Raw genomic sequence first — 11,923 nt, forward strand, 5'->3', positions numbered from 1 at the left:
CGTGGCGTGCGGGAGGTCCGGGGCGCCGCCCTGCGCGGGAAGGAAGTTGATCGGGTGGCTGTCCGTCGCCCACAGATACTGGACCGCGTAGGCCCGCCAGGGACGCCAGGCCGCGGCGCGGGCCGTCAGGGCCGCCGGGGTGGACGGCAGCCCCAGCTCCCGTGCCGCGCGCCGGATTCCGAGGTCGGTGGGGAGGAAGGCGTCCGGGTCTCCGAGGGCGCGCATCGCGATCACGTCGGCGGTCCAGGGGCCGAAGCCGGGGAGCGCGAGGAGTCCGGCCCTGGTCTGCGCCCAGTCGCTCTCCACACCCAAGTGCAGTGTTCCTTCGGCGAGTCGACCCACGAGCGTGGTGAAGGTGGTGCGCCGGGTGCGGGGCATCGCGAGCGACTCGGGGTCCAGTGCGGCGAGCGCCGAAGGCGCGGGGAAGAGGTGGGTCAGGCCGCCCTCCGGGTCGTCGACCGGTTCACCGTGCGCGGTGACCAGACGGGCGGCGTGGGTACGTGCCGCGGCCGTGGAGACCTGCTGGCCCAGTACGGCCCGTACGGCGAACTCGGCCTCGTCGACCGTGCGCGGTACCCGGCGGCCGGGGGCCTTGTCGACCAGAGGCGCCAGCAGCGGGTCCCTGCGCAACTGGTCGTCGACCGCCACCGGGTCGGCGTCCAGGTCCAGCAGGCGACGGCAGCGGCTGATCGCGACGGACAGGTCGCGCAGGTCGCTGAGGGTCAGCCGGCACGCGATGTGGTCCGGCATCGGGGTCAGGCCCGCGATGCCGTGCCCGTACGGCAGCCGCAGGGTCCGCCGGTACGCGCCGTCGCGCCACTCCTCCACCCCGGGCACGGCGGTCGCCGCGAGGTGGCCGAAGAGGTTGTCGGGGTTGAGCGGGGCACGGAAGGGCAGCCGGAGGTTCAGCACTCCGGGCATGCCCGGGCACCCGGCCGCGGCTCCGGCCCGGTTCTTCGGCAGCCGGGCGCGCAGTTCGCTCGGGGACAGCGCGTAGACCTCGCGGACGGTGTCGTTGAAGGTGCGGATGGAGGAGAACCCGGCGGCGAAGGCGATCTCGGCCATCGGGAGGGGTGTCGTCTCGATGAGCAGCCGGGCGGTCTGGGCGCGCTGCGCACGGGCGAGTGCCAGGGGTCCGGCACCCAGTTCGGCCAGGAGCTGGCGCTCGATCTGGCGGGTGCTGTAGCCGAGCCGGGTGGCCAGGCCCGGTACGCCGTCGCGGTCGACGACGCCGTCGCCGATCAGCCGCATCGCGCGGGCCACCAGGTCGGCGCGGTGGTTCCATTCGGGTGAGCCGGGGCTGGTGTCCGGGCGGCACCGTTTGCAGGCCCGGAACCCGGCCTGCTGGCAGGCGGCCGCGCTCGGGTAGAAGGTCATGTTCTGCGGCTTCGGCGGCACGACGGGACAACTGGGCCGGCAGTAGATCCTCGTCGTCGTCACCGCGGTGAAGAACCATCCGTCGAAGCGCGCGTCCTTCGACCGGACGGCACGCACGCAGCGCTCGGTGTCCGTGTGCATCCCGTTCTGCATGTCTCAAGCATCCGGCACCCCGGAGAGCGGGGCTGGCGAGAATACGACATCTACCTTGCCCGGCCCGTGCCCGGCCCGCGTGCCTCCCGCTCCCCTCCCGCGACCGGCCCGCCCTCCCACGGCAGGCGAACTTCCGCCCGCCGGTCCAGGGCAGCCGCCGGAAGCCGTCAGCGGGCCTCCTCGCCCTGCGCGACCTCCACCTCGTGGTGGAACGCGACGACCCCGGCTCCCGAGGCGCCGGCCGAGACGAGGGCGCAGGCGGCGAGGAGGAGGGCGATCAGGGCGGCGGCGCGCGGGCGGTGCTGCGGAGTGGAGAGCAGGGCCGCGACACGCTGGGGGACGGGACCGCTGGTGGCCGCGGGGGCGAAGTCGGGACGGTCGGAGCGGGCGCCCCCGGTGGCCAGGGCGGCTCGGGCGATGGCGCGGGCGATCAGCTTCCGGTCCCCCACGGCGACGGCGGCGGCCTCGTCGGCGGCGCGCTCCGCCGCGAGCGCGACGCTCGCGCGCACCGTGCGCAGACCCGGGTGACAGTGGGCCGCGAGTTCGGACAGGACGAGGAAGCGGTGGTGTCCGCCGGCGTTGTGGGCCCGCTCGTGGGCGAAGAGCGCCTCACGCTCGTCGGCTCCGAGGCTGCGCAGCATCGCGGTGGTCACGACGATGCGGTGCGGCCGGCCGGGAAGCGCGTAGGCGTCGGGGTGCGGCGACTCGATGACGCACAGGTCGCCCGCGGCGGGCCGGCGGTCGGCCTGGCTGCGCGCGGAACGGAAGGCGCGCACCTGGCGCAGGGCCGAGCGGGCGACGGTCCAGACGCCGAGGGTCAGCGCCCCGGTCGCGGCGGCGGCCGCGGGCAGGACGATGAAGTCCGAGGCCGTGCGAAGCGGGTGGACGAGGTCGCCGAGGCCCGCGAGGAAGGGGAGCTTGAGCAGCCCCGTCAGGACCAGGGCACCCAGCGATGCCACGGAGGCACCGGCCAGCACGACGAGGGCGAGTGTCACCGACCACAGCGCGGTCACCGGCGCGAGCCGGTCCAGGCAGCGGCGGGCGAGCGGCCCCAGCGCGAAGGGGACCAGCAGGGGGATCAGCAGCAGGAAGATCATCCCTCACCCGGTTCCGGACGTGCGTCGGGACCGGGTTCCGGCCGTGCGTCGAAACCCGGTTCCAGCAGGTCCCGCAGGAGTCGCTCGTCGTCGGGGCTGAGCTGGGCGACGAAGCGGGCCAGCGCGGTCTCCCGGTCGTCGTCCCGGTCGAGTTCGCTGTGCATGCGACGCGCGGTGAGGCCGTGCGGGTCCTGGACGGGGAAGTAGGCGTAGCCCCGGCCCAGCCGCTCGCGGCCGACGATCCCCTTCTCGTGCAGCCGGAAGAGAATCGTCGTCACGGTCGTGCGGGCCAGGCCGGAGTCCAGCTCGCTCTGCACGCGACCGGGTGTGAGCGGCACGCCCGCGGCCCAGAGCGCCGCCATCACGCTGGCCTCCAGCTCACCCGCCGGTCTGCGTTCGTCCTTGTCACTGCTCATGGAACGATCCTCACCCCGCCATCGTCTACAGTTCAGTAGACCGTCTACAGAATTGTAGTCAGACGGGTACGCGTTCGACCGTGCCCGCCCGTCCAGTATGAGAGGGCCCGCGACGATGGCCGCATCTTTGTTCACAGCGTCACACCTCGCCGTGAATATTCTCAGCGCCCAGTCCCTGCTCGCCGCCTTCGGCGTACTGGGGGTGGGTGTGGTGATGTTCGCGGAGACCGGCCTGCTGATCGGCTTCTTCCTGCCCGGGGACTCCCTCCTGTTCACGGCCGGCCTGCTCTGCACGGGATCGGGGCACAACGGCCTCAAACTGTCGCTTCCCCCGCTCCTGATCGCGGCGGCCGTCGGCGCTCTGGTCGGCGCGCAGACCGGCTACCTGATCGGGCGGAAGGCCGGCGGCGCCCTGCTGTCCCGCGATTCCGCCCCACGGCTCCAGGCGGGCGCGCACCGCGCCGAGGAACTGCTGGAACGGTACGGCCATGCCAAGGCGATCGTCCTGGCCCGCTTCGTCCCCGTCGTGCGTACGGTGCTGAACCCGATGGCGGGCGCCCTGAAGGTGCCGGTGCGGACGTTCACCGTGTGGCAGGTGGTCGGCGGCCTCGTCTGGAGCATCGGCCTCACGCTGGGCGGGTACGCGCTGGGTTCCTCCATCCCGAACGTCGACCGCTATCTGCTCCCGATCATCGCGGTCATCGTCCTCGTGTCCCTGGCCCCGCTCGGCGCGGAGCTGTACCGCTCCCGCCGCGCGGGTGCGGCGCGCAAGGGGGTCCAGGGATGATCCTGGCTTTCGACGGTTCCTCGATCGACGGCTCGGCCTACCGGTACGTGGCCGACCTCGCCCAGGACTCCCCCTCGTGGCTCGACAGCCTGGTGTCCGTGTGGTCGACGTACGGGCTCGGACTCTTCGCCGTGCTGATGGTGACGGCCTGGTGGCGGGCGCGACGCGAGAGCCCGCGGGCCGCGCTGGCCGCGCTCGCCGTGCCCGTCGTCGTCGTGGTGGCGTTCGTGGTGGACCTGGGACTGAAGCTGCTGGTGCGCGAGGACCGGCCCTGTCAGAGCCTGCGGGTGGCCACGCTGGAGGCGTGCCCGGCACCGGGCGACTGGTCGTTCCCCAGCAATCACGCGGCCATCGCGGCCGCGGCCGCCGTCGCGCTGTTCTTCGTCTCGCGCCGTCTCGGGAGCCTCGCCGTCGTGGCCGCGGGCCTGATGGCCGCCTCCCGGGTCTGGGTGGGCGCGCACTATCCGCACGACGTCGTGGTCGGTGTGCTGGTCGGCACCCTGGTCGCGATGGCGATGACGGCGGGCCTGCGCAGGCTGCCCGACGTGTCGGGGCATCCGCTGGCCGCGTCGCGGCTCGGAACCCTGCTCATCGCGCCCCGGCTCGCGAAGAGCGGGTGATCGGGGAGCATGCGTCGGCGGATCCTGGTCGTCGAGGACGACCACGCGCTGCGTGACGTCCTGCGGCGCGGGCTGCGGGACGAGGGCTTCGACACCGTGCCGGCCCAGGACGGCGCGACCGCGCTGCGGCTCGCCGGGGACGACATCGACGCGGCCGTCCTCGACGTCGGCCTGCCCGACGCCGACGGCCGGGACGTGTGCCAGGCGATCCGGGCCAACGGCTTCCTCTCCCCCGTGATCTTCCTGACGGCCCACCACCACCTCACCGACCGGCTGGCGGGCTTCTCCGCGGGCGGCGACGACTACCTGCCCAAGCCGTTCCATCTGACGGAGCTGGCGGCCCGGCTGCGGGCCGCCCTCAAGCGCGCCGGACCGGGCCCCGCCGGCACCGCCGGCGACCTGGTACTGGACCCGGTCGCGCACAGCCTGACCGTGCGGGGCCGCCGCGTCGGCCTGACACCGACGGAGTTCCGCCTGCTGGCGGCGCTGATGACCGCGTCCGGGGACATCGTCAGCCGCCGGGAGCTGATCCGGGCCGGCTGGCCCGAGGGTGCCCAGGTCAGCGACAACACACTCGACCAGTACCTGACCCGGCTGCGCCGCAAGCTCCGGGACGGCGGCAGCGAGCTGACCGTCGGGACCGCGCGCGGTATCGGGCACCGCCTGTCATGAGGCCGGGCCCCTCACCCGCCGGGCGGACCGCCGCGGACGGCTTCCCCACCGGAGGCGGGCGCCCATGAGCACGTTCGTCTCCCACTGGCGGCCGCGGACCCTGCGCGGCCGGCTCTCGCTGGTCGCGCTGACCACCGCCACCCTGCTGATGGTGATCCTCACGGTGGCGTTCAACACCGTGGTACGACGGCACCTCCAGCACCAGGCGGACGACGAGCTGCGCACACGGGCCACCGCCGTCGCCGCGACGGTCGACACCAGCGGTGCCCGGGTGCGGGTCCTGGAGACACCGGGCGAGGAACTGCTCGACACGAACGTGTGGATCTACGCGGGCGACCGTCTTCTGGAGAAGCCGCCCTCGGCCACCGCCGCCGGCCCGCTCACCCGGGCGGCCGACGCGCTCGCCGCGCGCGGCGGGGCGCACTGCGCCACCACCCGCGCCCATGGCCAGGTCCGGCTGTGCGCCCGGCCGGTGCCCGGCACCGGCACCGGCGCGACCGTCGTCACCGCCCTCGACCTGGCCCCGTACCGCGGTTCCGCCGACACCCTGCTCCTCGCGTCGCTCGCCCTCGACGCCGCCATGCTCGCCTGCACGTACGCGCTGACCCGACTGGCGGTGGGACGTGCCCTGCGTCCCGTGCGCACCATGACCGACCAGGCCACGCGGTGGAGCGCCGTGGTGTCCGACGAACGCTTCGGGAGCATCGCCCGGCCCACCGAACTCGCCCGGCTGGGCGGCTCGCTGGACGCGCTCCTGGACCGCATCCGGGCCCTGCTGCGCCACGAGAGGCAGCTCACCCAGGAGTTGTCGCACGAGTTGCGCAATCCGCTCGCCCGGATCATCGCCGAGCTCGACTGGTGGCAGTCCCGGCCGCGCTCCGCCGAGGAGACCCGGATCACGCAGGAGGCCATAGCGGACGCCGCGCGGTCCATGCGCACGATCTGCGACACGCTGCTCGACGACGCCCGCGAGAGCGCGTCGGCCGCGCCGGGCACCAGCGAGGCCGTGTCCGTGCTGCGCCGGCTCGCGGAGCGTGCCGCCCGGGCGCGGCCGGAGGTGGAGATCGTCGTCACCGGCCCCGAGGCGGGTCTGGTGGCCGGGGTGCCGGACGCCCTGCTGGAACGCATCGTCAGCCCGCTGCTCGACAACGCGCTGCGGCACGCGTGCGCCCGCGTCGAGATCCGGGCCGGCGCGCGGCCCGGTGGCGTCCGCGTGGAGGTCGGCGACGACGGCCCCGGCGTGCCGATGTCGTTCGCGCCGCAGCTCTTCCAGCCGGGCCGCCGCGCCGATCCCGGGGACGGACACGGCGGGGCGGGCCTCGGGCTGCCGCTCGCGCGGCGCCTGGCCCGCTCCGCCGGCGGCGAGGTGCACCACGAGGAGGCGCGCGCCACGGGCGCGACGTTCGTGGTCGGCCTTCCGTCCGGGTGATGCCCGGGTGATGCCGGTCGGCATCGGGGTGACGTCCGGGGGGACCGCCCGCTCTGGAACGGGCTCACGCGGTGGTGGCCCGGTCTGCGACGGCGTCGGACGCGGAGCGGGCCGCCGTGCGGCCCGCTCCCCGCGTGACCCCTTCGGTGGCGGTCAGCTCGCCGGTACCGCGGCCCGCTCGGCGGTCGCGACATCGCGTCGGGTGATCGACAGGTACACGACCAGGCCGAGGATGACCGCCAGGAACAGCACACTGGTCACGACCGTGCCGAAGCCCAGGCCGCCGTCGCCGGTCGGCTGCGAGAGGTAGTCACCGATCGACGCGCCCAGCGGACGGGTCAGGATGTACGCGATCCAGAAGCTGAGCACGGCGTTCAGGCCGAGCGCGAAGTGCGCGACGGCCACCGCGGCGATCGCGAGACCGAACAGCACGGCGGAGACCCAGTACCCGAGGGCCATGCGCTCGGCGACCAGGTCACCGGCCGCCGTACCGAGCGCGAAGGTGAACAGCACCGCCAGCCAGTAGTAGGCCTCGCGGGAGAGCGTGTCGACGCTGTGGATGGACAGCGTCCCCTCGCGGCGGTACCAGACGAAGAAGGTCACGGCGAGGGCGACGGCGAACACGGCGGTGCTGGTCTCCAGCGGCACGCCCAGGTTGTCGGTGAGGTTGTCGCTGATCAGCGTGCCCACGACGCTGATCAGGGCCACGGCGAGCCAGTACACGCCCGCCCGGTAGGTCTTCGTACGGAACTGGACCACCAGGACGACCGCCAGCAGGCCGCTCATCAGGAGCGACACACCGGTCAGGCCCATCCCCAGCTTCTCGTTCAGGAGGTCCGCGGCGGTCTCGCCGACCGTCGTGCACAGCACCTTGATGATCCAGAAGTACGCGGTGACTTCGGGCACCTTGTTCCAGCGCGGGCGATGCCCGGCGGCGTCCGGGGCACCGGTGCGGCCGTACGCCTCAGGAGTCCCGGAGGTCTCTGTTGTCTCGTAGGTCATGAGGCCAGAGGCTGTCAGCGGAACCCTGAACGCATCCTGACTGCCGCACGCCCCACAAAAGTGCCGTACGCCCCCGGGCGCGCCGCCTCACAGCACCCGGCGGCGGATCAGCACCCCGAGCGCGACCAGTCCCGGCAGCAGGGGAATCCACACGGTGAGCAGCCGGTAGCCGAGCACCGTCGACGCGGCCGCGCCGCCGGGCGCCCCGGCGAGGGTGAGGGCCAGCACGAGGGCGGCGTCCAGCGAGCCGAGGCCGCCGGGGGTGGGCAGCAGGACGGCGGCGCTGCTCGCGGCGAGATAGGCGAGGGCCACCCGTTCCGGGGGCAGCGGCAGGCCGATGGCCTGGGCGACGGCGACGACCACGGTGGCGTGGAGCGCGGCGAAGGCGAGCGAACCGCCCCACAGCGCGGCGGCCCGGGCGGGGAGTTCGTGTACGGCGCGGACGTCGAGCAGTACCGAACGCAGCGCGCGGCGCAGCGGCCCCACCAGGAGAACCGCGGCGAGGGCGACCACCACCGCGGCCGTCGTCCAGAGGGTCATGGTCCAGCCGCTCATCGGCACCCGGGGGAGACGGAGGGCGCCGGGGCAGGCCAGGGCGAGCCCGCCGATCAGCGCGCCGCGTACGACGGTTCCGGCGCAGGCCTTGACCGCGAGCGCGGTCGCGGAGCGGGCGACGGGCAGTCCGCACCGGGTCAGGAAGCGCAGGTTGACGGCGCCCGCGCCGAGGCCCGAGGGCAGTACGTGGTTGGCGGAAGCGGCCGCGAACTGCACCGCCACCAGGCGCCGGGTGGGCAGCGCCTCCGCCACCGCGCCCTGTTGGGCGAGGGCCGAGCACACCCAGGTCGCCAGGGTGGCGACGGCCGCCACCAGGAGCCAGCCGCGGTCGGCGTGGACGAGCCGGCCGGCTCCCTCCTCGATCACCGGCCAGTGCCCTCGGGCGAGGAACCCCGCGCAGACCAGTACGAGCAGCGACAGCCCGGCATGCCGGGCCACTCGTCCGTCGCGCGCGGACAGCCGTCGGCCGACCGTCGTCCACCGGCCGTCGGACACCGCGGGAGACGACGGTCCGCACGGGCCGGACACCGGCCCGGACGGCACCGGGCCCCGGCTCTCGGTCGTCGGCCCGGGGGCGGGACGGGCGTCGGCGACGGACACCGGTGCGCGGCCGGGCGGCCCGCTCCCGGCCGGTCCTCGCGTCGGCGCGCCCGCGGGTTCGCCGCCGGGAGCGCGGTCGAGGGCGGCCGCTCGGCGGCCGTGGACCGTCCGCCCCCGGTGCGCGGGCGGGGGCCCGTCCGGCGGAGAGGTCACGGCGTACGGCTCCCCGCCCCAGGAGACACATAGACGTTCACGTCACCGGCACGGTGGAGTGTCCAGGTCCGGGCGTACGCGGGCGGCCTGCTCCCCGGAACGGTGACGACGGCGACGGGCATGCGCCCGGCGGCCGACGTGATGCTCCGCACGGTGGCGTTGGCGTTGTGGCCGCCGATCGCCACCGAGGAACAGCCCGCGTAGAAGGCGATGGGGACGGTCTCGTGGCCGGTGAGCGCGCAGGGCGGCCGTACACCGAGCCGGTGCAGCCGTGCCGCCGTCGCCGCCCAGCCGCTGTGGCTGTCGGTGGTGCGCCGCACGGCGGCCTGCAGGACCGCGAACTGCACGGCCAGATGCCCGGCGAGAGCGACGGCCACCAGGGTCACGATCACCGGCCGCCATCGCCCGGCGGGGAAGGTGAGCAGTTGGACGAGGGCGTCGGCGACCGGGATCGCGACGAGGGCGTAGAGAGGCAGAAGGAAGCGGGGCGCCGCGTACCCGATCATGAAGAGGTACGGGATCCCGGCCGTCGTGGCACAGGCCAGGAGCAGCAGGGTGGGCGTCCGGCGACGGGCCCTGACGGCGATCACCAGCCCGAGGGCCGCGATCAGCGGCAGGACGAACCACCACGCCATCACCACCGGGCTCGGCATGCCTCCGGTGCACGGCCGGCAGAGCACGCGTCCGCCGAGGCTGCGCATCTGGTCGCCGACGGCGACGTTCCAGCCGAGGCCGCCCTGGATGCGCGAACCGTCGGAGAGCCGCTGTCCCAGACCGCCGTAGCTGACGTAGGCCTCTACGATCCACTCGGCCGCGCCGGCCAGCAGGCCCCCGACGAGCACGAGCAGCGGCACGGGCCGCCGCCACCGGGGGACGGCCGCGGCGAGGACGAGGAGGGGCAGGGCCACCCAGACCGCGTCGGGGGGCCGCATCCAGGCCATCAGCGCGGCACCCAGCCCGATCCCCCACAGCGCGGCACGGTCGCCGGGGTCCGCGCGGGCCCGCAGGAAGCACCCGACACAGACCAGGGCGCCGATCGCGACCCAGTAGTTCGGCATGGCCTGCGGACCGTAGAAGAGGGTCACCCACAGCGTCCCGAACAGGGCGCCCGCCACGGCGAGGACGCGCACCGGGAACAGCGCGCGCCAGACGCGCAGGGCCACGAACAGACCGAGTCCGGAGAGCAGCGCGAGGTAGACCCGCAGCAGCGTGGTGGAGGACGACCAGGAGGCGATCGGTGCCACGAGCAGCGGGACACCGCGGGCCCGTGGCGCGCTGAAGAACGCCGCGGGGGCGTGCGGGGACACCTGGCTGACGTACACCGTCTCGTCCCAGCCGAGGCCCATCCACGGGTGCACGAGGACCAGTTGGGCCAGCGTGAAGGCGCCCGCGACCAGGGCGAGCAGGAGCGTGTCGGCAGAACGCCGGGGCACCCGGCCCGACCGGTCCGGCGGTTTGTGACGCCGGGCGCCGATGAGCGGGACGTTCAGGGTCTTGGCCATCGTCCACCCCTTCAGCCCTACACGCTGTAGGGTTTCATTCACCCTACAAGACGTAGGGGAAGGCGGGAGCCGGAGAATCATGGACAAAGTACCGTGCACCGGAAGAAGGCGCCGAGCGGTACGGGCATACGAGGAAGCACACGGGGCGCGGCACACGTCCGGCCCGCCCCGTCGCGCCGGAGTCGCACGCCCCGCGCCGGCACCGTTCCCCGCTCCCCTACGCGCTGTAAGGTGACGGGCATGGCTGGTACAGGCCCCCACGGAAGGGCGGAGCGGCGCAGCGCGGGCGAGCTGGAGAGTGAAGTCCTCGCCGCCCTGTGGGCCACCGACGACGCGATGACACCCGCCGAGATCCAGGCCGAGATCGACGGCCCACTCGCCTACAACACCGTGCACACCATCCTCAAACGCCTGTACGACAAGGGTCTCGTGCTCCGTGACGTTGACGGCCGGCGTGGCGCGTACCGGCCCGCCAAGAACGCGGCCGAGCTGACCGCCGAGGCCATGCACGAGGCGCTCGACCGAGGACCCGACCCGATCGCGGCCCTTCAGCAGTTCGTCACCGGGCTCAGCCGCCAGGAGGAGGCAGCCCTGCGCGACCTCCTCGGAGGCAACGGGCCATGAGGGTCGACGTCTACGTTCCACTGGTCCTGGCGCTGCTCCTGACCGTGATCGCCCCGCAGGTCGGCAGGCGGGTGTCGCCGGGGCTCGCGGCCCGCGCCCTCACCGCGGCGGCCGTGCTCACGGCGGCCGCCTCCACCTGGGCACTCCTGCTCCTCGGAGCCACTCTGATCGACCAGGCGCCCGCGGTGATCGCCGAGGCCGGCGAAGAGGGCCGGGCGCTGCCCGAGCCCGTCCCGGAAACGATCGCCGTGCTGGCGACGGCCGGCCTCGCGGTGATCACCCACCGGGTCCTGCGGGTCGTACGGGCACACATCAGGACCCGCCGCGTCCTGCTCAGGCTCTGCGAGGGGCACCCGCCGGACAGCGAGCTGGTCGTCGCCGCCTCGCCGACCCCGCACGCCTTCGCCATCCCCGGCAAGCCGGGCCGGATCCTGGTCACCGCCGCGATGTTCGGCGCGCTGGATCCCGCCGAACGCCGGGTCCTGCTCGCCCACGAGCGCGCCCATCTCACCCACCGGCACGCGGCGTTGTCGACCGCGGTCACCCTGGCCGCGGCGGCGAACCCGCTGCTCGCGCCCGTCCGCGACACGGTCGCCTTCCTGCTGGAGCGCTGGGCCGACGAGGAGGCCGCGAGCGCCGTCGGGGACCGTCGCACGACGGCCCGCGCCCTGGCGCGTGCCGCCCTCGTCTCGCAGCGCGCCCGCCCGGGCTGCGCCCTGCACTTCTCCGAGCACGCCGTCACCCGCCGGATCGCGGCGCTGCAGACCGCTCCCCCGCCGGTCGTCCGGTCCGTCGGCGCGGCCGTTCTCGCGCTCGGCGCCCTGCCCGCGCTGGGCGCGGCCGACGCCACGGGCGATCTGCTGCGGCTGCTGGGTCAGACACTGCCCTGGGTGTAGGAACCCGGCCCTGGGCGCAGGAACCCGGACCACCGTTCAC

At 74.3% G+C, this 11,923-nt stretch carries 11 protein-coding genes and 1 pseudogene; 6 read left to right on the forward strand and 6 right to left on the reverse strand.

What is annotated here, in order from left to right; translation table 11 throughout:
- Window positions 1–36 precede the first annotated feature (36 nt).
- The 3 genes and pseudogenes from OHT01_RS09070 to OHT01_RS09080 all read right to left on the reverse strand — a co-directional run.
- Window positions 37–1,530 (reverse strand): annotated as a pseudogene (locus OHT01_RS09070) (AlkA N-terminal domain-containing protein); the annotation flags it as partial.
- A gap of 167 nt (window positions 1,531–1,697) precedes the next feature.
- Window positions 1,698–2,627 carry a M48 family metalloprotease gene (locus OHT01_RS09075; RefSeq protein WP_328552611.1) on the reverse strand — a complete coding sequence of 310 codons (930 nt, stop codon included), beginning with the start codon at window positions 2,625–2,627 and terminating at the stop codon, window positions 1,698–1,700.
- Complete coding sequence (locus OHT01_RS09080) at window positions 2,624–3,043, reverse strand: BlaI/MecI/CopY family transcriptional regulator (protein ID WP_328552612.1); 420 nt, start codon at window positions 3,041–3,043, stop codon at window positions 2,624–2,626. Before OHT01_RS09080 ends, OHT01_RS09075 begins: the two co-directional genes overlap by 4 nt.
- 97 nt (window positions 3,044–3,140) lie before the next feature.
- On the opposite strand from OHT01_RS09080, the gene OHT01_RS09085 reads away from it, so the two are divergent.
- From OHT01_RS09085 to OHT01_RS09100, 4 genes are all read left to right on the forward strand, one after another.
- Window positions 3,141–3,830 (forward strand): DedA family protein, encoded by a 690-nt coding sequence (locus OHT01_RS09085; RefSeq protein WP_405915708.1) that lies wholly within the window; start codon window positions 3,141–3,143, stop codon window positions 3,828–3,830.
- Entirely contained in the window at window positions 3,827–4,450 is a 624-nt protein-coding gene (locus OHT01_RS09090) for a phosphatase PAP2 family protein (protein WP_328552614.1), read from the forward strand. Before OHT01_RS09085 ends, OHT01_RS09090 begins: the two co-directional genes overlap by 4 nt.
- Window positions 4,451–4,459: 9 nt before the next feature.
- Window positions 4,460–5,122: a response regulator transcription factor gene (locus tag OHT01_RS09095; RefSeq protein WP_328552615.1), complete on the forward strand. Its 663-nt coding sequence runs from the start codon at window positions 4,460–4,462 to the stop codon at window positions 5,120–5,122.
- Between the two features lie 64 nt (window positions 5,123–5,186).
- Window positions 5,187–6,551, forward strand: a complete 1,365-nt coding sequence (locus tag OHT01_RS09100; RefSeq protein ID WP_328552616.1) for a sensor histidine kinase — start codon at window positions 5,187–5,189, stop codon at window positions 6,549–6,551.
- 153 nt (window positions 6,552–6,704) lie between these two features.
- On the opposite strand, the gene OHT01_RS09105 is transcribed toward OHT01_RS09100, so the two are convergent.
- From OHT01_RS09105 to OHT01_RS09115, 3 genes are all read right to left on the reverse strand, one after another.
- Entirely contained in the window at window positions 6,705–7,553 is an 849-nt protein-coding gene (locus OHT01_RS09105) for a COG4705 family protein (RefSeq protein ID WP_328552617.1), read from the reverse strand.
- An 87-nt stretch (window positions 7,554–7,640) separates the two neighbouring features.
- Window positions 7,641–8,603, reverse strand: a complete 963-nt coding sequence (locus OHT01_RS09110; protein WP_443043371.1) for a lysylphosphatidylglycerol synthase transmembrane domain-containing protein — start codon at window positions 8,601–8,603, stop codon at window positions 7,641–7,643.
- Between the two features lie 254 nt (window positions 8,604–8,857).
- Entirely contained in the window at window positions 8,858–10,363 is a 1,506-nt protein-coding gene (locus tag OHT01_RS09115; protein ID WP_328552618.1) for a hypothetical protein, read from the reverse strand.
- Window positions 10,364–10,603: 240 nt separating this feature from the next.
- On the opposite strand from OHT01_RS09115, the gene OHT01_RS09120 reads away from it, so the two are divergent.
- Together OHT01_RS09120 and OHT01_RS09125 are read left to right on the forward strand one after the other, a co-directional pair.
- Window positions 10,604–10,987, forward strand: coding sequence for a BlaI/MecI/CopY family transcriptional regulator (locus OHT01_RS09120; RefSeq protein WP_328552619.1), 384 nt, complete (start codon window positions 10,604–10,606; stop codon window positions 10,985–10,987).
- Entirely contained in the window at window positions 10,984–11,883 is a 900-nt protein-coding gene (locus OHT01_RS09125; protein WP_328552620.1) for a M48 family metalloprotease, read from the forward strand. Before OHT01_RS09120 ends, OHT01_RS09125 begins: the two co-directional genes overlap by 4 nt.
- The last annotated feature ends 40 nt before the right edge of the window (window positions 11,884–11,923 follow it).

This window comes from Streptomyces sp. NBC_00358 (genome assembly GCF_036099295.1).
GTDB lineage: Bacteria > Actinomycetota > Actinomycetes > Streptomycetales > Streptomycetaceae > Streptomyces.